This window comes from Corynebacterium sp. BD556 (genome assembly GCF_038452275.1).
GTDB lineage: Bacteria > Actinomycetota > Actinomycetes > Mycobacteriales > Mycobacteriaceae > Corynebacterium > Corynebacterium mayonis.
Genome location: NZ_CP141643.1, coordinates 736,873 through 756,764 on the forward strand (window position 1 = coordinate 736,873; position 19,892 = coordinate 756,764).

A 19,892-nucleotide genomic window follows, 5' to 3' on the forward strand; every position below is an offset into this window, starting at 1 on the left:
CCTACCTGGGCATACGGCGCCACAAGGCGCGGGGCACAACCCGCATAACCGCAGCGAGCGCGCGCAGCCGCCGCGGAATCCACACCGTGGTGCTCGTCTGCGCCTGCGCAGCATGAACCACCGCGTCGGCGACCACGTCTGGCGTTACCGACATAACCGCTGGTGTCATCCCTTCGGTCATAGAACCGATGACAAAACCGGGGCGAGCTGTAATCAACTTCACCGCACTGCCATGCAGACGATCCGCCAGACCCTGGCAAAAAGCGTCGAGGCCCGCCTTCGTGGAACCGTAGACGTAGTTCGCCCGCCGCGCGCGCCACCCGGCAATGGAGGAAAAAGCAAAGATCTCCCCGCGCTTCATGGTGTCTGCAAGCACAGTCAAAACGCTGATCTGAGCCGTGTAGTCAACGGTGGCGATGCGCACGGCCTCCGCCTCATCGTGCTCGGCTTTCGCCTGGTCACCGAGGATGCCGAAGGCAACGATTGCGGTCGTGACGTCACCGGCGTCCTCGATGACACGCCGGTGCGAGGCAAAGTCTGTGGCCTCAAAGGCCACGCTGCGGACACTTTTTGCCCCCCGTTCAAGCAAGCGTTTTTCCGCCTCTGTCCCGGCGCTTGGGTTCCTCATCGCAAGCACCACGTCGCGCCCTGGACACACGCGAGCCGCAACTTCTCCACCGATGTCGCTGGTGCCGCCGAGAAGCAAAACAGTCATGTTGACACACTTTAGTTGCCGATGGCTACCACGCCGCGGCGGATCGCATCAATGGCTTTGTTCGCGTTGCGCTGAATCTCGGAGGTGTAGCCGGTTTTGGCCACCTGCTCAAGCAAATCGATGACCTGGCGACACCAACGCACGAAATCTCCCGGGGTCAGCTCCGCACCGGATTCAGCCGCGGCCGCAAGCGCGTAACCTAGCGGCGCACCCGCGGTCCATTGGTGAATGGAAAGGCTAAAAGCAGGATCTGGAAGCCTGGTCGGCGGAAGCTGGTGGCGCTGTTCATCAGAAACCAACTCACCATAAATGCGCATCGTGGACTCCATTGCCGCTGCCATGTTCTCCGTCGCAGCTTCTGGGGCAGCGCCGTTGCTTTTGCGGTTTTCAAAAACGCACATTGCTGCCACACCCGCCAACTCGGCTGGGTCGAGTTCGTTCCAGATACCGCGCTTGAGGCATTGGGCAACCAAAAGATCCGAAACATTGTGGATACGCGCGAGTCGCTCGCCTTCGTCGGTGACCTGGGGCACTGCCTCGACAACTTCGACGTAATCCATCTCGGTGAGCAGGCCGACGATGCGCTCGAAGGTGCGCCCAAGTGAATCCGTGGAGGAATCTACGTGCTTTTTTAAGCGTTCAAGTGTGCGCTGCTCGCGCACCAGTTCTGCGGCCACACGGGCGAGCATCTCCCGGTCTGTCGCCGGCCAATTATGCACGGGGTGGTTGCGCATGGCTTCGCGCAAAGCGGTGACCTTCTTTGAAGGACGCACCCGTGCCCTTTCTTTCAATTTCTTTGGTCCGTGCAAATCCGCGCTATGCAGAAGCTGGGCGACTTTTTTCGCATGGCGGCGGGGTTGGTCGCGCATGTGGCGCGGCACCTTAATCCTGCCGACGACTACCGGCGGGTTTCTCAACGCAGCCGCCTCAATGCGCCCTGACCACCCTCGCTCTGTGGTGATCCATGGCCGCGGGTCATCTTGCTTACCGGCGACTTGGACAACCGCCGCAAGCTCAGGTTTCTTCTTGCCCGGCAGAGCAATGACTTCGCCGACTTGCAACCGCGCCAGGATGCGGGTTGTTTCGGTGTAGCGCTGAGTGAGGGACTCTTGGTGAGCAAGCTTTTCTGCTTCGGTTAGATCTCGGCGCAGGTTCATGTACTCAACGAGTTGCTGCGCTGCGTCATCGCTTTGCGGGGCGAAGGAGGCTACGTCGCGTTCTAGTTGGGCGCGTAGCTTTTTCACCTTCGACTGGCGTCGTTGAATGTCTCTTACCTCCCCCACGACGGAACGATCCGTTTGGAACTGGGCGAAGGACTGCTCAATTAAGCGGATCGACTCATCGAAGCCATTCATCTTCAGCATGTTGATGGCCATGTTGTAGCCGGGCTGAAACGGCGAGATCAGTGGGTAGGTTCGGGTGGAGGCCAATCCGGCGACTTCGTGAGGGTCCATGGTGGGTGCCCACTGCACGACGGCGTTGCCGATGACGTCGATGCCGCGGCGTCCAGCACGACCGGTTAGCTGCGTGTATTGGCCCGGGGTGAGATCAACATGCGCCTCACCGTTGAATTTGACCAACTTTTCCAGCACTACGGTGCGCGCCGGCATGTTAATTCCTAGCGCCAAGGTTTCGGTGGCGAAGACGACGCTGACCAGCCCACGGACAAATAATTCTTCGACGATGTGTTTGAAAGCTGGGAGAAGGCCTGCATGGTGGGCGGCGAAGCCGCGGGACCACGCGGTGCGCAACTGACGGTAGTTGAGAATCTCAAGGTCTTCTTCTGGGATGTCGGCGACTCCAGCGTCCGCGATGGCCTTGATCTGGTCTTGCTCTTGCGGTGTGGTCAGTTCCTTGCGGGAGCGCAGGCACTGAAAAAGCGCCGAGTCGCAGCCGGCGCGGGAGAAGATAAAAACGATGGCCGGCAACATGTCTCGGCCCTGTAAGGCGGAGATCAGTTCCGGTCGCCCGACAGGGCGAATTTTCGCTTCTCGACGCCCCCTGCGCCCCGCCGCCCGGGAGCGAAAGCCGCTAGTTTTGCCGAAATCTGCACGGCCCTCATCCGCGCTGCCGGCCTCGATGCGGGAGATAGCAAACTCAAGTTCTCGGTTGACCTGACCATCACTTGCGGATTCGAAAAGGGGAAACAGTTTGCGCCCAACCAACATGTACTGGCTCAGCGGGATGGGGCGTTTGTCCGAGACGATAACTTTTGTGTCGCCGCGAACCGTTTCGAGCCATTCGCCGAACTCCTCGGAGTTGGACACGGTGGCCGACAGCCCGACCAAGGAAACGGAATCGTCGAGGTTGAGGATGACCTCCTCCCACACGGCCCCGCGGTCCCTGTCAGCCAGGTAGTGAATTTCGTCCATAACCACAAACGCGAGACGATCAAGTTGAGGTGCGTGCGCATAAATCATGTTGCGCAAAACTTCGGTGGTCATCACGACGATCTCGGCGGAGGCGTTGATGCTGACATCGCCGGTGAGCAGGCCAACGGCCGATTCCCCATGTTCGGCGACAAGGTCGTGGTATTTCTGGTTGCTGAGCGCTTTGATAGGGGTGGTGTAAAAGCATTTGGTGCCCCGCCGCAGCGCGCAGTAGACGGCAAACTCCCCGACGATGGTTTTTCCGGAGCCGGTAGGTGCGCACACTAAAACCCCGTGGTCGGCCTCAAGGGCCTGGCAGGCCTCCACCTGGAAACCGTCGAGCGGGAAGGGGCGGGAAGCGCGGAAATCCTCCAAGAGCTGCTCAGTGAAAGCCATAGCCTTTAGAGTACGTCGTTGAAATAGTCCTCGGGTTTGACAGACCGCGTTGGTTCGACAGGTTCCGGAGTAGCAATCGGCGCAGCCGGTGTGATGGGCCCGGAGGCTTCCCCATCGTCGAGATCTAACCAGTCAGGGCGCTTCTCGCGGGCCCTGTTGTCGCGGATGCGGCAGACCTGGAAGGCAACCTCCACCAGAAGTGTCATCGAAAAGGCGAGGGCCACCATGGAGAAAGGGTCTTGACCTGGTGTCATAAAGGCAGAAAAGATGAACAGGCCGACAATAATCATGCGGCGCTTGTCGCGGACGTGCTCGTAGCGCAGCACGCCGACGATATTGAGCATGATGATCACCAGTGGCAGCTCGAAGCTCACGCCGAAAATGACCACGAGCGCAAGCAGAAAGTTGTAATACTCCCGTCCGGTCAAAGCCGCGATTTGAAACTCGGAACCGATGGAAATAAGAACGTACAGGCCTTGGTCCAAAACGAAGTAAGCAAGCAGGGCACCGGCGACGAAAAGCAGCACGGCCAAAGTGACAAATGTAAAAGTGTAGCGTTTCTCGTTGCGGTGAAGGCCCGGCGTGATGAAGCGCCAGATCTGTGTCAACCACACTGGCGAGGCGACAACCAAGCCAGCGAGCGCACCGACCTTCAGGCGCAGCATAAACATTTCAAAGGGATTGGTTGCCAAAAGGCGGCACTGTCCGTCGCCGGTGAAGTCAGCGCGCAGGTGCGCTGGCAGGGTGCAATAGGGCCCGCGAATGATCTCGCCGAGAGGTGACATGCCGGGAGGGGCAGACTGGTACCAGATGAAGCCCAGCACCGTGCCGACAAGAATGGCAGCCAGAGACACGATGATGCGGCGACGGAGCTCCTTTAAGTGCTCCACCAGCGTCATGTCGCCGGTCGGATTCTTCTTCCCCGCTAAGCGCCGCGGCCGAAGGGATCTAGCCACGGCCTAGTTCTGCGGGTGGGGCTGGTTTTTTGGGCCATTCCCGAAGTGGTCCTGGGGCTGAGCGACACTGCCGGTTTCCTGGTTCAACGCCGGCGGTAAATCGAGCTGGTCATCCTTGCTCATTTCCTTGACCTCGGATTTGAAAATTCGTGCGGAGCGGCCCATCGAGCGTGCAAGATCCGGCAGCTTATTCGCGCCGAAAAGCAGCAAGATGATCACTAGAATGATGAGGATTTCGGTCCAACCCAAATTGGGCATGGGGATTCCTTTCGTTTTCGTCTTCCCACTTGTCGGTTCATCTTAACGCTCGAAGTGCTTCCCGCGCCCGCTGGGTGAGTTCCTCGGCGAGTTCGACTGGCTCGATGAGCCTGACTCGGTCGGCTTGGCTGAGGCAAAAGCGGATGAGCCACTCCGGGGTGCCGTAGGGCATCGTGGCGTTTTGCCACTGCCCTTCAACGGGTTCACCAAGTTCAATTTCCCAGTAATCTTTCAACCAGGTGGCGTCGCTGCGGATGTGCAAAACGGCTCGCGTTGACGTTGCGAAGCCAAAGGGATCATTTTCGTCGAAGGTTTCCGGCTGTGCGCTGACGGCTGTTTCGGTGAGTTGGGCGCTGCGGATACGGTCAATGCGAAAGTTCTTTCTGGCGCCGTTTTCAACGGCGCGCAGGTAGGTTTCACCGTTTTTGTGAAACAGCGACAACGGTTCGACGGTGCGCGTTGTGGTTGTGTCCGAGGACTGCGAGTAGTACTCCATGATCAGTTGCACCCGCTGGGCCACCGCTGCGGAAACGGTGGCCCCAACTGAGGCTTTCGAGCCGGCCGGATGGTCGATATCGTCGACGCCGGGGCGGCGGATATGCTCGCGCAACTTAGCGGCCGCGGAGGCCACGGCGTCATGGTTAACTAGGCCGGGCATCGTCTCGAGTGACTCCAGGGTCAACAACAGCGCGTTCGCCTCGGTGGGAGTCAAGCGCAGGGGCTTGTTTAACCCTTGGTCGTCGATCAGCGTGATGCCCGTCCACGAGGCGACAAGGTCGATTAGCTCACCGGGGCCGTTGCCCACCCCGGACATACTTAGCCGCGTCAAGTCAGCCATGATGTCCTCGTGGCTGTACCCGAGGTCGCGGGCGATCTCCATCGGGGTCGCCTGTGGGTGCTGGCGCAGGTACGGGACAAGGTTGAGGGAGCGCACCAAACCCTCAAGCTTCGCGGGGCTATCTTTCATAGGCTAACTCCAAAAGTCTGAGCACATCACGTTTGACATCTTCGGGCTCGATCGAATGCACCCGCGGGGCGTAGCTGGCAACGGTGCGCACTAACCAGTCCCTTTCGACGGACTCGAAAACGATTTCATTGCCTTGTCTTAGTCCGCGGGCCTCCAACTCGGGCGCCTTGTCGAGGCCGATGCGCGCATCTGTCACCGGCCCGCGCAGGATCTCCTCCACGATTCTTTGCAATGGCCTGTCGGCGTCGCGGTATTTTCCCGCTGTCCTTTTAACATTGCGCACACGCACCGCACGAAATGCGCGGGGCTGGTTTCGCTCAGTGTCGAAACCTACCACGTAGGCCTTATTGTGAAGCGCGACAATCCCCCACGGGGCCATCGTTCGGCGCTGCACCTTCGCTGTTGGCGAGGGGAGGTAATCGAAAGACATGCACACCTGTGCCCGCACGCACGCTGTCACGGCGCGCACCACCTCAGCATCGAGGCGCAACACATCATTGTCCACGCTACCTAACGGAGGTTCGTCGAAGGTGCGCGTTACACCGGAGGCCGCCAATTTAGTCCACCCTGATCGGGCGAATGCGCCCAGGCTCCCCTTGGTGCCTAGATCACCGGCGAGACCTAAAACGGTAGCTTCCTCATCGGTGAACTTCAGTGGCGGCAATTCGTAGGCGTCCTTGTTTACCCACACCAGGCCGTTTTCCATGCGCGCGGGGACACCAGCGCGTCTGATGGTCTGCACGTCGCGCGCTAGCTGGCGCTGGAACGTCTCCTCGCTGCGCGGTGCGTAGCCCGAGACGTGCTTATATACCCACGCATAGTCGCGGGGACGCTGCGCCCCCAAAAGAGCGAAGGTTAAGTTGGTGAGCCTTTCGATGGCTTCGGAGTCATTCACTGCTGTGCCTTTACGTAACTAATTAGAGCATCGACGCGTTCATCTTCAGAGGCGAAAGGGTCGAGCAACTCCACGGTGCGCGGCTCGGGTCTATTGACCTTCAAGTTGACCCAGTCCACGTTGTAGGAGGCGCCATGCTGGCGCACCGCCTGGAGAAAATCGCCGCGTAATTTGGCGCGCGTGGTTTGCGGAGCCTGGCGTGCGGCGGCGTCGATGGCTTCGTCGCTGCTCCAGCGCGCAACCAACCCTTTGCGCTCCAGGAGGTAGAACAGGCCGCGTTCCGGGCGAATATCGTGGTAGGCCAAGTCGATGTGGGCGAGCTTGGGATGGGACCACTGACACCCGAGTTCATTTTTGACTTGGGTGAGAAGTTTGCGTTTGATCACCCAATCTATCTCGCGGTCAACGCCAGAAAAGTGCTGCGAGTCGATCGCCGCTAATACCCTGCCCCACAAATCGAGGACTTTTTCCATCTCAGTGTTGTCTGCTTCGCGGTGCTCCATCCACCTTGTGGCAGCCTCGAAGGTGGCCTTTTGGACTTCAAAGGCACTGACGTGGCCGCCGCGCCGCAGTTTTAGCTGCGTGTGGCCACTGGGGTCGGCGGCGATGTCGCGGATGTGCTCGATGGGGTCGTCGAGCTCGAAGTCGGGCAGGTCAAACCCCGCTTCCAGCATTTCAAGTACAAGCAGTGTCGAGCCGATTTTGAGCGCGAGGGTGGGCTCGGACATGTTGGAGTCGCCCACGATGACGTGCATGCGCCGGAAACGGTGCGAATCCCCGTGGGGTTCGTCGCGGGTGTTGATAATTGGGCGAGTACGCGTGGTTGCTGAGGACACGCCCTCCCACACCTGGTCGGCACGTTGGGAGAGAAGGTAGCGGCCATTTTTGATGATTCCTGCGCCGCAGATAAGTTGGCGGGTTATGAGAAACGGCAGTAGTTGGCGTGAGAGGCTTTTTAACACCAGTTCGCGGCTGACCAGGTAATTTTCGTGGGCGCCGTAGGAGTTGCCGCGAGAATCGACGTTGTTTTTAAATAGGTAAACCTCGCCGGGTACACCATCGTTAGCGAGTGCTTCTTCTGCTGTTCGCGCCAGTTTGGCAAAAATTCGTTCGCCTGCCTTGTCATGGGCGATGAGCTGGTCAATTGAGTCACATTCGGCGGTGGCGTACTCCGGGTGGGCGCCCACATCGAGGTAGAGGCGGGCGCCGTTTGCGATGAAGATGTTGGAGCTGCGGTGTTTCGCAACGACCGGGCGAAACAGGTAACGCGAGATTTCCTCGGGGCTGAGCACCGGCCGACCGTCGCGCACCGCCGTGACCCCAAATTCTGTCTCGACTCCCATGATGCGGCGAGTAAAGACTGGTGCCATGAGGTTTCTACTCTCCGCCCTTTTGCACGTAGGAGCGAACGAACTCCTCAGTGTTGCTGTCGAGGAGGGCATCGATTTCGTCGAGCAGTGAGTCCGTGCCGGAGGTGTCGATCTGCGCCTGGCCGCTTTCGTGGTCCTGGTTGTCGGAGTCTTCTCCCCCGGGCTTTCCGTGGAACTGCTGTTGCTGGTTGACCATAGGTGTAGCTTAGTGGGTTGTGTCCGCAACGGCGGCGAGCAGGTCATCGACTGTGTCGCTGCGCTTGAGCACTTCGCCGAATTGCGCTTCAGTGAAGCCGTCGACGGCGTCGATGGGCACTCGCCGCACCCCGGCGGCGGTGTCGAAAACGATTGACTGCCAGCTTGAGGCGCGGATATTGGCGGAGAATTTCGCGGTGACTTCGCCGCGGAACCAGGCACGCGAATCCTGCGGGGGCTGCGTAGCTGCCCGCGAGATTTCTTCCGGGGTAGCCAGTGTTGTCATGCTCCCCTTGCGCACCAAGGCGTGGTAGAGGGATTTTTGCGGGTCGATGTCGGCGTATTGCAGGTCAACCGCTTTTAGCTTCGGGTCCGCGATGTCGACGCCGCGCGCGGTAAACCCCTTGATCAAGGCGTATTTGGCGGTCCAATCGAGGCGATCGGCGGTCGACAGTGGGTCGCGCTCGAGGTCGTCGAGAAGCTCGCCCCACAGCTCAAGCACATGCTTGTCGACGTCCGTTTGCGCCACCACCCTACCGCGGTATACGCGCAGGATGTCGATGGCGCTCATGCGGCGGCCGTCGGCAAGCACAAGCTTGTGCGTGCACGTTGGATCGTGCGAAATTTCCTTGATTTCTGCGACCGGGGAAGCGAGCTTTAAGTCACTGAAATCCGTGCTTGCCTCGATCGCGTCGAGGACCAGCTTTGTCATGCCGAGTTTCAAAAGGTTCGAATAGTGGCTCATGTTGGCATCGCCTACGATGACGTGCAGGCGGCGAAACTCCCGCTCGTCCGCGTGCGGCTCATCGCGGGTGTTGACAATACCGCGGTTGAGCGTGGTCTCCAGGCTCACTTCCTGCTCGAAGTAATCTGCGCGCTGCGAGATCTGGAAACCCTCGCGCTCGCTGTTTTGCCCGATGCCGACCCGACCAGCGCCGATAATGACTTGGCGGGTGACAAAAAACGGGATGAGAGCCTGGCTAAGCCGGGCAAAATCGGTGTGGCGCGAATACTGGTAGTTCTCGTGGGCCCCAAAGGACGCGCCCTTGCCGTCGACATTATTTTTGTAGAACTTCAGCGGCGGGCAGGGCTGTTTGTCTTTGAGCACGCTCACGCCCTGGGCGTAGAGCTCAGCGACTGCCTCACCAGCCTGGTTGAGGAGGAGGTCGCCGGCGGCGTCGTAGACCATAGCGTCCCAGGCGTTGGAGACTTCTGGGCTGGAGTATTCGGGGTGGGCGTGGTCGACATAGAAGCGTGCGCCGTTTCGCGTCACCACATTGGCGACACCGACAGCGTTGGCATCTACAACCGGCACCGTGCGGTAGCGCTTCAGGTCGAAACCGCGGGTGTCTTTGAGCGGGTGCTCATCGTGATAATCCCACCGCGCCCGCGCCCCTGTGTTCATCGCCGCGTAGGCCACCACTGCGTGGGTGGAGGTGATGATGGGGCTCAACCCAGGCTCGGAAGGGCAGGCAATGCCGTACTCCGTTTCGGTTCCCATGTAGCGCAACTGGTCATTACTCATCACTCGAACAGGGTACGCCACTGAGATAGAAGATTGTCATGACTGGCTAGCAGGACCATTCGTTGTGAGATATGCTACGCAGCGGCGAAAAGACGCCTTGACTTCAATGCCCTTCTTCCCGCTTTGCTAGTTTCGCCTCTCTACGCCTTGAGTGTGGTGTTCCTTCTAACACCTTCGATGCCTCGCATTGACTTTCGGAGTCGAAGAAGCCAGTGGTTGGCGCTCTTGCGTTGCACCTTCGGAGTGATAGTGGTCGCGGGTATTTTCTCGCACATGTGGCGGCTACCGGGGGGTTGGAATTAATTGCCAATTATCCGGTGCAGTTGTGGACTGCCGGAGCTAGCGCTTTGGCAATTCGTGCCAATCGTTAGGCGCCATCGTTTCACCAAAGGGGTGATTCGGTTTTCCCCTCAGCGCTCTGAGCGTTTCTTGAGGCAGGCGGGCAAATAGTGCCTAGCTTTGCCCCCCCAACCGCGATTGATGGGTTGGGGCTGTCGGGTTTGAGCCGCCAAGGACTCAGAATCGTCGAACGGGCCTTTTGTCAGTTGGTGGGTCAACGCCCGATAAGTGCCCTACCAGCCGCGCTCGGCAAGGCGGTGGGGCGCGGGAAGGTCGTTGACGTTGATGCCCACCATCGCCTCGCCGAGGCCGCGGGAGGCTTCGGTGACGACTGCGATGTCGTCGTAGTTGGCGGTGGCCTGGACAATGGCCTTGGCGCGCTGCTCCGGGTTGCCGGATTTGAAGATGCCGGAGCCGACGAACACTCCGTCCGCGCCGAGCTGCATCATCAGCGCGGCGTCGGCCGGGGTGGCCACTCCCCCGGCTGTAAACAGCGTGACCGGAAGCTTGCCGTGCTGCGCGACGTACTGCACGAGCTCGTAGGGTGCCTGCAGTTGCTTGGCGGCAACGTAGAGCTCATCGCGGTTGGCGTTCCACAACGATTGCAGCCCGGCGATTTCCGCGCGGATGGTGCGGAGGTGCTTGGTGGCCTCTGAAACATCGCCTGTGCCGGCTTCGCCTTTCGAACGGATCATGGCCGCGCCCTCGTTGATCCGGCGCAGGGCCTCGCCCAGGTTGGTCGCGCCGCAGACGAAGGGGACGCAAAAACCGCGCTTGTCAATGTGGTTGACATAGTCGGCTGGGCTGAGCACCTCAGACTCGTCGATGTAGTGCACGCCCAAGTGCTCAAGGATGCGGGCCTCGACGCTGTGGCCGATGCGTGCTTTTGCCATGACCGGGATCTCTACTGCTGCGAGAATGCCCTCGATGAGATCCGGGTCCGACATACGGGCAACTCCGCCCTGTGCGCGGATATCCGCCGGGACGCGCTCGAGTGCCATGACGGCGACGGCGCCGGCGTCTTCGGCAATTCGTGCTTGTTCCGGGGTGACAACGTCCATGATGACCCCGCCTTTGAAGGTTTCGGCGAGATCTGGGTTCTTTTCTTGATGAGCCATGCGATCCATTCTGTCTGTCAAACTGGTAGATTCCTAGTGCCAGTTATTTACAATTGTTTTGGACCAGTTGTGTTTGAGATTGACCGCCGCCTTCCCACCCCGCTGCCAGCCCAGATAGCCAACGAGCTGCGCCGTCAGGTAGCCCTGGGAAGCCTTGTTGCCGGGGATCGCGTGCCGTCTACCCGCGAGCTCTCCCGTGCCCTCGGAGTCTCTCGCGGAAGCGTCGTCGCAGCCTACGACCAACTGCTATCCGAAGGCTTCTTGAAGTCTTCCCAGGGGGCGCCGACGGTGGTCCACCCGGACCTGCCAACACCGGCTGAAGTGCGCCCCCGCCGCCTCCAACCCTCACACCACACAAAACGCACGCACGATATTTCGCTGCGCCCGAGCTCGGGGCACGCGGAAACAATCCGGCCCGCCGCCTGGCGCAGGGCGTGGCGCGAGGCCGCCGATGTCGGCCCCGAAGCCGTGGATAAGGCGGGCCAGCCCGCGCTGCGTTGGGCGATTGCGGAGCACCTCCGGCTCTCCCGCGGAATGCAGGTCGATCCCGATCAGGTGATAGTCACCGGCGGCTCGCGCGAAGGCTTGCTGCTCATCCTCATGTCGCTTGGTCGGGGTTTGCGCGTCGGGGTGGAAAACCCGGGGCACCCAGGGCTGCGTCGCGTCATCGCGCTGAGCGGGCACGCGTGCGTGGAGTGCGCGACGGATGCTCAAGGCATGGTGCCAAAGGACCTCCCTGCGGATCTAGACGCTGTGTTGGTCACCCCGGCGCACCTTTTCCCGCTCGGCAAAGCGATGCCCGCTGCGCGCCGTTCGGCGCTTTCGACCTGGGCGCGGGACACAAACACCGTGATCATCGAGGATGACTACAACGCGGAGCTGCGTTACCGCTATTCGCCGCATCCTCCGCTGGCTGTTTCCGCGAACCAGTCCCCGGTACTTACCCTCGGCACTTTTTCCACCCTTTTGAGCACACAGCTTTCGGCCGGCTATGTCCTCGCCGACCCCGACTACGCGGCGGCGCTGCACTCCGCACGAGCTGTGTTAGGTATGCCCGTCTCCCCCGTTACCCAGTACGCGATCGCATCGCTTCTCGACGCCGGCCAAGCCCGCCGCAACTCTCGCACCGTCCACAAACGTCTGCTCCAGCGCAGAAAAGTAATTGCCGATACCCTCATGCCCGCCTTCCAAGCGGCGGGAGCCACCGTCGACGACGGCGGCGAAACTATAAGCACCGACCTGGCGGTCCGCTTCGCTGCGCCTGAAAAACTCAGCGCCTTTCGGCGGCAGTTGGACTGCGCGGGACTCGGCTACGGCACTTTTGACGAAAGCCGCGCACTCCACTTAAGCTTCGCCCACCTTGGCGATGGAGACTTTGCCGCAGCCGTCGAGCTGCTTGTCGCAAAGTTGCGAACTAGCCGATAACCTCCGCGGCCACGACGCGCTTGCCCTGGCGGCCGGTGATACGTGCCCACTCGTCGGGGTTGGAGGTGTTCGGCAGATCCTCGTTCTCGCTTTGCTCCGCTCGCACGGCGGCGCGCAGGTGCTCGCTGCTCACCCCGCTTGTCGACACCCCCGCAAGGTGGTCCTTGATGGCCAGCTTCTTCGCCCTGTCGACAACGTTGGCGATCATCGCCCCGGAGACAAAGTCCCGGTAATGCAAAGTCTCCTCGGTGCCGTCGGCAAGCACAAGGCGCACGAAAGGGCGCGGTGCGAACAACGCGTTCGTTGCTGCGTCGATCAGCGAATCGATCTCCTCTGCATGCGGAATGGACTGCGTAATGTAGCGTGCAAAGATATCGCGCGCTTCGGGCTGCGTCGGGCGCGACACCCGGATCTTGATGTCTAAACGCCCTGGCCGCAGGATCGCCGGGTCGATGAGTTCCTCGCGATTAGTAGCGCCGATGACAATGACATTGGCGATGTCTTCGACACCGTCGATTTCGGTCAGTAGCTGCGGCACGACCGTGGTTTCCATGTCGGAGGACACACCTGAGCCGCGCGTGCGAAAGATCGACTCCATCTCATCGAAGAAAATGATCACCGGGCGACCATCTGTGGCCAACTCACGGGCACGTTCGAAAATCAGGCGGATGCGGCGTTCGGTTTCGCCCACGAACTTATTTAACAGCTCCGGACCTTTGACGTTAATGAAATGCGCGGATGCGCCGTCGCCGATCCGGGCGGAAAGGCTGTTGGCCACCGCCTTGGCGATGAGCGTTTTGCCGCAGCCTGGAGGCCCGTAGAGCAAAACACCTTTCGGCGGGGTCAAGGCGTAGGACTTGTAGAGCTCAGGGTGGGAAAAGGGCAACTCCACCGAGTCCTGAATGGTTTCGATCTGGCTGGCCAACCCACCAATATCGGCGTAAGTGACATCGGGAACCTCCTCAAGGGAGAGCTGGTTAACCTCAGTTTTCTCGATCTTTTCAAAGGCGTAGCCCACGCGGATATCACAGACGACGACATCGCCGGCGCGCACCGTATCGCGCAGCGGATCCGCCAGGTGGACTAATGTTTCTGCGCCCTGCTGATCGGAAATCACCGCCCGGGAAGCGTCGATCTTTTCCACCACTGTCGCTATCTGGCCCGAATCCTCGAAGCCGCAAGCCTCGACGATGATGGTGCCTTCACCCAGGCGTACCCGCGCCCCGTGGGCGAGCGAGCCGGGGGCGACATTTGGCGAAATCTTCACCCTCATGCGCCGCCCAGAGGTAAAAACATCCGCGTCGAGCCCGTGGCCCAGGCTCTCCAAGAACACACCGTAGGTAGAAGCGGGTTCTTCCAGCTTTGCAAGCTGGGCGTAGAGATCGTTGAGTTTGTCGCGGCTAGCCTGAAGAAGTTCCGCGAGCTTGTCGTTGCGAGATCTCATCTCCCGGTTTGTGCGGCGCAGATCGCTCAGCTCTGGCCCGAAAGCGTCATCCTCGATCATGGACTCCAGCTTAGCGACGCGCCCTGCGCTGCGGCCGCGGTGGCGTCACACCGTCGGCAAGCCTGCGTGTCCACACCAAAAACGCGGTATGTGCATTCATGCGGTGCTCAGGCCGCGTCGCCAAACCATCGACCTTCCACTCGCGCAACAACGTCTCCCACGCCCGCGGCTCGGTGAAACACTTTGCTGCGCGAATGTGCTCCATAATCTGCATGAGCTGCGGCACGGTCGCCACATAGGTCATAAACACCCCACCTGGGATGAGCAGATTTTTCACCGTATCGACGAAATGCCACGGCTCCACCATGTCAAGGATAAGCCGGTCCACCGGCCCCCCGAGATCTTTCGTGGTCACCTCCCCGAAGTCGCCGAGGCGTGGCGTCCACCAATCGGGCTCACCGCCGAAATACTCGGCGACGTTGTCCCGGGCATACTGCAGGTGATCCTCGCGGATCTCGTAGGAAAACACGCGGCCTGCAGGTCCAACCGCACGCAGCAAATTCATCGACAACGCACCCGATCCTGCCCCAGCCTCCAACACGCGCGCACCGGAGAAAATATCGCCCTCCACGAGAATCTGGCCCGCGTCCTTCGGATAAATCACCGCAGCGCCACGCGGCATGGACAGCACGTGGTCCACCAGCAGGTGACGGAAGCACAAATAATCAGCTCCCAGGGTGGATGTAACTACCGATCCTTCGTCTGCGCCAATAATAGCGTCGTGCTCGACGATGCCCTTATGGGAGTGAAACTGCCCACCCGGGGTTAACTCAACGGTGAAATGGCGGCGTTTCGCGTCGGTAAGCTGGACCTTGTCGCCAGCCTGAAAAGGACCTGAGTACATGAAGCCTCCTGTGTAGTGGCCGGTTTAGTATGCCAGGCCGCGGTAAAACGACGCCAACGCCTGCTCAAACCACTCCATGTCGCGCACACCGCACAGCTCACGAGCCGAATGCATCGACAAAAGCGGCACGCCAACATCGACCGTCGGTATGCCCAAGCGCGTCGCCGAGATCGGGCCGATCGTCGAGCCGCAGGGCACGTCATTGTTGCTCACAAAGGTCTGCACCGGCACATTGACGGCGCGGCAGGCCCGGATCCACTCCGCCTCGGTCACCGCGTTCGAGGCGTAGCGCTGATTGGCGTTGATCTTCAGCACCGGCCCTCGATTGAGCAGTGGACGGTGCGTCGGATCGTGCTTGCCCGGATAGTTCGGGTGCACTGAATGGGCCGCATCCGCGGAAACCAACACCGAATCTGCGCATACCTGCGCCTCGTCACCCAGCGAGACAGCAAGAGATCGCACGATGCGTTCCAACATCGGGCCGCCAGCACCGGCAGTCGTAGCCGAACCAACTTCCTCATGGTTAAACGCGGCGAGCACCAGCACATCCTGGGCGAGATCCTTTGCGGCGAGCATCGCCTGCAAAGAAGCCCACACGCTAGTCAAATTATCCAAACGCCCCGCCGCCACCATGTCGCCCAATTGCTCTGGGCGCTGCGTGTCCACGCCGATCAGTTCGTGCGCCAACACGCGGGACGGGTCAACACCGAGCAGCTCGACAAATGGGCGGTCCACAGTAAGGATCGGCTGAGTGTGCAGCTGCCGCTCGATGGTGGGCATATCGCCGCGGTACAGGTGAATCGCCAGATTAGGTACTCGGGCGACAGGCCCGGTATTGACGAGCTGCTCGGAGCCGTCATCAAGCACGACACGCCCGGCGAAAGCGAGGTCGCGGTCGAACCACGACGCGAGAATCGGCCCGCCGTAGACCTCCACCGCCACCTGCCGGAAACCCTCACGCAGCATGTCTGGGTCAGGCTTGACCATCAGCCCCGGCGAATCCGTGTGCGAACCGACGATGCGCAGCCGCGGATTCGGATTCTTCGGCACCCACCAAGCAATCACTGCCCCGTCGCGCACGAGCACATGCCCACCCGGAGCCGTGCCTGTATCGCGGGTAAAACCGGCGTTTTCCAACGCACCAGCCACGTTCTTGGCGGCGTGGAAAGCGCTGGGACTGTCAGCAATGAAATCTTTGAAGCTCATGCCACCACTCTAAGATGTTGATCATCATGACATCATCACAACCGCGCCCACTTGCCCTCTCCCCCTCCCGCGCCTCCGACTACAAGCAGTGCCCGCTGCTTTACCGACTGCGCGCCATTGACCGGCTGCCCGAGGAGAAAACCGAGGCGCAGGTCAAAGGAACATTGGTACACGCTGTTTTGGAGGAAATGCACGGCTGGCCGCGCGAAAAGCGCACCTACCCGGCCGCGGTGAAAAGGATTAAACCAGCATGGGAGGCAATGCTTTCTGCCGATCCCACCAACGCCGAACCCATAGCAGACGAGTACCAGCTCTTTGTCGACACACGGACACTGATCCGCGGTTATTTTCAGATGGAAAACCCGCACGGTTTCGACTCCCATGAGCAGGAGATGCCCGTCGAGGCGGTGCTGCCCAACGGCGTGCCCGTGCGGGGGTTTATCGACCGTGTTGATATCGCCCCCACCGGAGAAGTGCGCATCGTCGACTACAAAACGGGGAAAAAGCCACTGCCGCACTATTCTGCGGACGCTCAATTCCAAATGAGGTTTTACGCCCTGGCCTATTGGCGTTTATTCGGGCAAATCCCCGACCAGCTACGCCTGATGTACCTCAAGGTAATCGACTCGCTGTTTTTGGCGCCCACACGCGAAGAACTCGAGTTCTTCGAACGCGACCTCGCCGATTTGTGGCACAAGATAGTCACGGACGGCAAGGAGGGCAACTTCCGCCCGCAAACATCCAAATTGTGCGGCTGGTGCTCCTTTCAGAAACTCTGCCCGGCCTTCGGCGGCACCCCGCCGCCGTACCCGGGCTGGCCGGGTTCCGCAGCCGAGGCCTAGAACAACCCGGTGACCACACCATTGTCACCGACGTCAATGTTGTTGGCGGCGGGGGTTTTGGGCAGACCAGGCATGGTCATAACATCGCCGGTTAGCGCGAGGATGAAACCGGCGCCGGTGCGCGGAATCAGATTACGCACATGCAGCGTGTGCCCGGTCGGCGCACCAAGCTGCGTGGGATCGTCGCTAAAGGAATACTGCGTTTTGGAAATACACACCGGCAAGGAGTCAAAGCCGTTGTCTTTCAGGGTCTGTAAATCCCGCAGGGCTGCGGCTGAGTACTGCACATCAGCAGCGCGGTAAATCTCACGGGCAATTGTCGCAATTGCGTTTTCTACCCCGTCAGACGGGTCATAAAGCTGATGTGAACTGCCCGTTGCAAGGTTGTCAAGGACCACTTTGGCTAGATCGACGGCGCCGTCTCCGCCCTTGGCCCACACCTCAGACTCCGCCAACTTGATGCCGCGCTCCTTCGCCCACTGGCGGACGAATTGACGCTCCGCGTCTGTGTCGGAAGTAAACAGGTTGATGGCAACGACAGGAGTAACGCCGAACTTGGCGACGTTTTCCACGTGGCGTTCCAGGTTAACAATGCCCTCGCGCACCGCGGCAACATTTTCCTCGCTCAGACGGTCTTTTGGCACGCCCGCGTTATGCTTCATCGAGCGGATAGTCGCAACGATAACGGCGCCAGCTACGTCAAGCTCACCATAGCGGGCCTTAATGTCAAAGAACTTCTCCGCACCCAAATCAGAGCCGAATCCAGCTTCGGTGAGAACAAGATCAGCGAAGTTTAAGGCAGTGCGAGTGGCGATTAATGAGTTACAGCCGTGCGCGATGTTGGCAAAGGGACCGCCATGGATAAACGCCGGGGTCCCGCCCAAGGTTTGAACAAGGTTCGGGTTGATGGCCTCTTTAAGCAAAGCAGTCATCGCCCCTTCTGCCTTCAGATCGCCGGCCGTGACAGGCTGGCCGTCGTAGGTCAGGCCGATAGTGATGCGTGAGAGGCGCTTCTTCAAATCGTCGAGGTCTGTGGCGAGACCGAGAATCGCCATGATTTCAGAGGCTGCGGTGATGGTAAAGCCTGTTTCGGCGGGCACACCATTGGTCGGCCCGCCAAGCCCGGTGACCACATTGCGCAAGGAGCGGTCGTTGACATCGAGGCAGCGCTGCCAAGTGACGCGGCGCGGGTCGATGCCAAGTTCGTTGCCTTGCTGGATGTGGTTGTCAATCAGCGCGGAAAGGGTGTTATTAGCCGAAGTAATCGCGTGGAAATCACCAGTGAAATGGAGGTTAATGTTCTCCATGGGTACCACCTGAGAATAGCCGCCGCCAGCGGCGCCTCCCTTAATGCCCATCACAGGACCCAGCGAAGGCTCACGCAGCGCCACCATGGCGTTGTGGCCGAGCTTCGCCAGCGCGTCCGTCAACCCAATTAACATCGTGGACTTGCCCTCGCCGGCCGGTGTCGGAGAAACGCCGGTGACGAGGATAAGTTTGCCGGAGGCGGATTTGTTGACTTTCGTCGTGTCAACTTTCGCCATGACTTTGCCATACGGAATCAAAGCTTCTTCAGCAACCCCCGCCTTGGCGGCAATGTCAGTGATCGGTTCGAGCGTGTGCGCCTGGGCAATTTCTACGTCGGTAGCCATGCCACCTAGAGTACAACGGCTCCGATCGCGTAGGACAGGATCACAGACAGAGCAATGCACACTACACCGGGGATAAGGAAGGGATGATCGAAGACATATTTACCGATGCGTGTCGAGCCCGTGTCATCCATTTCCACCGCGGCCAAAAGAGTCGGGTAGGTCGGAAGGACAAACAGTGCAGAGACGGCCGGGAAGGCCGCTAATGCAGTCAAGGGGCTGACACCGATGGCGATGGCAGCGGGCATAAGGGCTTTCGCAGTGGCTGCCTGCGAATACAGCAGCGAAGCGGCGAAGAAAAGTACCACAGCCAAAAGCCACGGCGCCGCGTTGAGAACATCTCCCGACAGAGCCTTGATCTGCTCAATGTAATGGTTGATGAAGGTCGTGCCAAGCCAGGCCACGCCCAGCACACAGACGGAGGCGGACATGCCTGAGCGAAACACCTGGGTGTTGAGCACCTGGGCGGAATTGTTGCCCGTGGCTAGAACAATCACCGCGGCGGCCGCAAGCATGATGGCCATGATCGCCTCGTTGCGCGGGATCGTCGGATCTGGGATCAATCCGATCTGTTCGGAAATAAGGGTTGCGTAAACCATGACAACAACGATGGCGGCGGCGAAAATTGCGACGGAAGCCTTCGCGCCCTTCGGGGCTACGTATTGCGCGGCTGGCGCTGGACGCGCCACCAGACCCTTTTCTAGGCGCTCCTGGTAGATGGGGTCGTCGAGAAGCGGGACACCCATCCGGTTGGCAATGAACGCCGTGGGAAAGATAGCCAAAAACGTCGCTGGAATCATGACGCCGAGCAATTGCAGGTAGCCAACCCCCAAAGGCTCCAAGACGCTCGCCATGAACACCACAGCGGCCGAAATCGGGGAGGCCACGATAGCCATTTGCGAGGCGATCACAGCCACCGACAAGGGACGCGACGGGCGCACCTCGCCTTCCTTAGCCACTTCCACGATGACCGGCAACGTGGAAAAAGCAGTGTGGCCGGTGCCGGCGAGGACCGTCATCAGCCAAGTGACAATCGGGGCGAAAAGGGTGATCTGCTTCGGATTGCGTCTTAGGAAACGCTCCGCGACGTGGACAAGGTAGTCCATGCCACCGGCAAGCTGCATGGCGGCGATCGCGGTGATGACACACATGATGATGCCAATGACATCGAAGGGGATGGCTTCGGCGCTAACCGTCATCCCTGTCAGACCAAGAAGAAGGACTCCAAGGCCACCAGCGAATCCGATGGCGATGGAGCCCATGCGGGCACCAAGAACGATGGCGCCCAACAAGATGATGAGCTGGAGTGCAAACAGCAT

General features: G+C 60.2%; 17 protein-coding genes. 2 read left to right on the plus strand and 15 right to left on the minus strand.

Annotation, left to right across the window (positions count from 1 at the left end; genetic code table 11):
* Nucleotide 1: 1 nt before the first annotated feature.
* The 10 genes from VLL26_RS03470 to pdxS all read right to left on the minus strand — a co-directional run bounded on the left by VLL26_RS03470 (nucleotide 2) and on the right by pdxS (nucleotide 11,112).
* Entirely contained in the window at nucleotides 2-715 is a 714-nt protein-coding gene (locus VLL26_RS03470) for an SDR family oxidoreductase (RefSeq protein WP_342319726.1), read from the minus strand.
* A gap of 11 nt (nucleotides 716-726) precedes the next feature.
* The gene (locus VLL26_RS03475) at nucleotides 727-3,480 is read right to left on the minus strand and encodes a DEAD/DEAH box helicase (RefSeq protein ID WP_342319727.1); all 2,754 of its coding nucleotides are present in this window, start codon (nucleotides 3,478-3,480) and stop codon (nucleotides 727-729) included.
* A 5-nt stretch (nucleotides 3,481-3,485) separates the two neighbouring features.
* Complete coding sequence (gene tatC / locus VLL26_RS03480) at nucleotides 3,486-4,379, minus strand: twin-arginine translocase subunit TatC (RefSeq protein WP_342320139.1); 894 nt, start codon at nucleotides 4,377-4,379, stop codon at nucleotides 3,486-3,488.
* A gap of 60 nt (nucleotides 4,380-4,439) precedes the next feature.
* Nucleotides 4,440-4,694, minus strand: a complete 255-nt coding sequence (gene tatA, locus VLL26_RS03485) for a Sec-independent protein translocase subunit TatA (RefSeq protein ID WP_342319728.1) — start codon at nucleotides 4,692-4,694, stop codon at nucleotides 4,440-4,442.
* 37 nt (nucleotides 4,695-4,731) lie between these two features.
* A complete protein-coding gene (locus VLL26_RS03490) occupies nucleotides 4,732-5,661 on the minus strand; it encodes a helix-turn-helix transcriptional regulator (protein WP_342319729.1) in 930 nt (309 codons plus the stop codon).
* The gene (locus VLL26_RS03495) at nucleotides 5,651-6,556 is read right to left on the minus strand and encodes a helix-turn-helix transcriptional regulator (RefSeq protein ID WP_342319730.1); all 906 of its coding nucleotides are present in this window, start codon (nucleotides 6,554-6,556) and stop codon (nucleotides 5,651-5,653) included. Before VLL26_RS03495 ends, VLL26_RS03490 begins: the two co-directional genes overlap by 11 nt.
* A complete protein-coding gene (gene pafA, locus VLL26_RS03500; protein WP_342319731.1) occupies nucleotides 6,553-7,926 on the minus strand; it encodes a Pup--protein ligase in 1,374 nt (457 codons plus the stop codon). The genes VLL26_RS03495 and pafA overlap by 4 nt, the downstream gene beginning before the upstream one ends.
* A gap of 7 nt (nucleotides 7,927-7,933) precedes the next feature.
* Nucleotides 7,934-8,122: a ubiquitin-like protein Pup gene (locus VLL26_RS03505; protein WP_342319732.1), complete on the minus strand. Its 189-nt coding sequence runs from the start codon at nucleotides 8,120-8,122 to the stop codon at nucleotides 7,934-7,936.
* A gap of 9 nt (nucleotides 8,123-8,131) precedes the next feature.
* Nucleotides 8,132-9,646 (minus strand): depupylase/deamidase Dop, encoded by a 1,515-nt coding sequence (gene dop, locus VLL26_RS03510; protein WP_342319733.1) that lies wholly within the window; start codon nucleotides 9,644-9,646, stop codon nucleotides 8,132-8,134.
* 572 nt (nucleotides 9,647-10,218) lie between these two features.
* Nucleotides 10,219-11,112: a pyridoxal 5'-phosphate synthase lyase subunit PdxS gene (gene pdxS / locus VLL26_RS03515; protein ID WP_425292298.1), complete on the minus strand. Its 894-nt coding sequence runs from the start codon at nucleotides 11,110-11,112 to the stop codon at nucleotides 10,219-10,221.
* Nucleotides 11,113-11,172: 60 nt separating this feature from the next.
* Here pdxS and VLL26_RS03520 point away from each other — a divergent pair, with 60 nt between their 5' ends.
* A complete protein-coding gene (locus VLL26_RS03520) occupies nucleotides 11,173-12,528 on the plus strand; it encodes a PLP-dependent aminotransferase family protein (protein WP_342319735.1) in 1,356 nt (451 codons plus the stop codon).
* On the opposite strand, the gene arc is transcribed toward VLL26_RS03520, so the two are convergent.
* Genes arc through VLL26_RS03535 form a run of 3 tightly spaced genes read right to left on the minus strand, consistent with a single transcriptional unit; the run spans nucleotide 12,518 to nucleotide 16,082 of the window.
* The gene (gene arc / locus VLL26_RS03525) at nucleotides 12,518-14,032 is read right to left on the minus strand and encodes a proteasome ATPase (RefSeq protein WP_342319736.1); all 1,515 of its coding nucleotides are present in this window, start codon (nucleotides 14,030-14,032) and stop codon (nucleotides 12,518-12,520) included. The two genes, VLL26_RS03520 and arc, sit on opposite strands and share 11 nt — an antisense overlap.
* Before the next feature lie 10 nt (nucleotides 14,033-14,042).
* A complete protein-coding gene (locus tag VLL26_RS03530; RefSeq protein ID WP_342319737.1) occupies nucleotides 14,043-14,876 on the minus strand; it encodes a tRNA (adenine-N1)-methyltransferase in 834 nt (277 codons plus the stop codon).
* Nucleotides 14,877-14,900: 24 nt separating this feature from the next.
* A complete protein-coding gene (locus VLL26_RS03535) occupies nucleotides 14,901-16,082 on the minus strand; it encodes a M18 family aminopeptidase (protein WP_342319738.1) in 1,182 nt (393 codons plus the stop codon).
* 26 nt (nucleotides 16,083-16,108) lie between these two features.
* Between VLL26_RS03535 and VLL26_RS03540 the strand changes: the two genes are divergently transcribed.
* Entirely contained in the window at nucleotides 16,109-16,924 is an 816-nt protein-coding gene (locus VLL26_RS03540; protein WP_342319739.1) for a RecB family exonuclease, read from the plus strand.
* On the opposite strand, the gene VLL26_RS03545 is transcribed toward VLL26_RS03540, so the two are convergent.
* Together VLL26_RS03545 and VLL26_RS03550 are read right to left on the minus strand one after the other, a co-directional pair.
* Nucleotides 16,921-18,576, minus strand: coding sequence for a formate--tetrahydrofolate ligase (locus VLL26_RS03545; protein ID WP_342319740.1), 1,656 nt, complete (start codon nucleotides 18,574-18,576; stop codon nucleotides 16,921-16,923). The genes VLL26_RS03540 and VLL26_RS03545 overlap by 4 nt on opposite strands.
* 5 nt (nucleotides 18,577-18,581) lie before the next feature.
* Nucleotides 18,582-19,892, minus strand: a complete 1,311-nt coding sequence (locus VLL26_RS03550; RefSeq protein ID WP_342319741.1) for an anaerobic C4-dicarboxylate transporter — start codon at nucleotides 19,890-19,892, stop codon at nucleotides 18,582-18,584.

Coding starts and splice junctions, on each gene's coding strand:
- VLL26_RS03470 (WP_342319726.1), bottom strand. CDS start 715: ATGACTGTTTTGCTTCTCGGCGGCACCAGCGACATCGGTGGAGAAGTT.
- VLL26_RS03475 (WP_342319727.1), bottom strand. CDS start 3,480: ATGGCTTTCACTGAGCAGCTCTTGGAGGATTTCCGCGCTTCCCGCCCC.
- tatC (WP_342320139.1), bottom strand. CDS start 4,379: ATGACGCTGGTGGAGCACTTAAAGGAGCTCCGTCGCCGCATCATCGTG.
- tatA (WP_342319728.1), bottom strand. CDS start 4,694: ATGCCCAATTTGGGTTGGACCGAAATCCTCATCATTCTAGTGATCATC.
- VLL26_RS03490 (WP_342319729.1), bottom strand. CDS start 5,661: ATGAAAGATAGCCCCGCGAAGCTTGAGGGTTTGGTGCGCTCCCTCAAC.
- pafA (WP_342319731.1), bottom strand. CDS start 7,926: ATGGCACCAGTCTTTACTCGCCGCATCATGGGAGTCGAGACAGAATTT.
- VLL26_RS03505 (WP_342319732.1), bottom strand. CDS start 8,122: ATGGTCAACCAGCAACAGCAGTTCCACGGAAAGCCCGGGGGAGAAGAC.
- dop (WP_342319733.1), bottom strand. CDS start 9,646: ATGAGTAATGACCAGTTGCGCTACATGGGAACCGAAACGGAGTACGGC.
- pdxS (WP_425292298.1), bottom strand. CDS start 11,112: ATGGATCGCATGGCTCATCAAGAAAAGAACCCAGATCTCGCCGAAACC.
- arc (WP_342319736.1), bottom strand. CDS start 14,032: ATGATCGAGGATGACGCTTTCGGGCCAGAGCTGAGCGATCTGCGCCGC.
- VLL26_RS03530 (WP_342319737.1), bottom strand. CDS start 14,876: ATGTACTCAGGTCCTTTTCAGGCTGGCGACAAGGTCCAGCTTACCGAC.
- VLL26_RS03535 (WP_342319738.1), bottom strand. CDS start 16,082: ATGAGCTTCAAAGATTTCATTGCTGACAGTCCCAGCGCTTTCCACGCC.
- VLL26_RS03540 (WP_342319739.1), top strand. CDS start 16,109: ATGACATCATCACAACCGCGCCCACTTGCCCTCTCCCCCTCCCGCGCC.
- VLL26_RS03545 (WP_342319740.1), bottom strand. CDS start 18,576: ATGGCTACCGACGTAGAAATTGCCCAGGCGCACACGCTCGAACCGATC.
- VLL26_RS03550 (WP_342319741.1), bottom strand. CDS start 19,892: ATGCTGTTTGCACTCCAGCTCATCATCTTGTTGGGCGCCATCGTTCTT.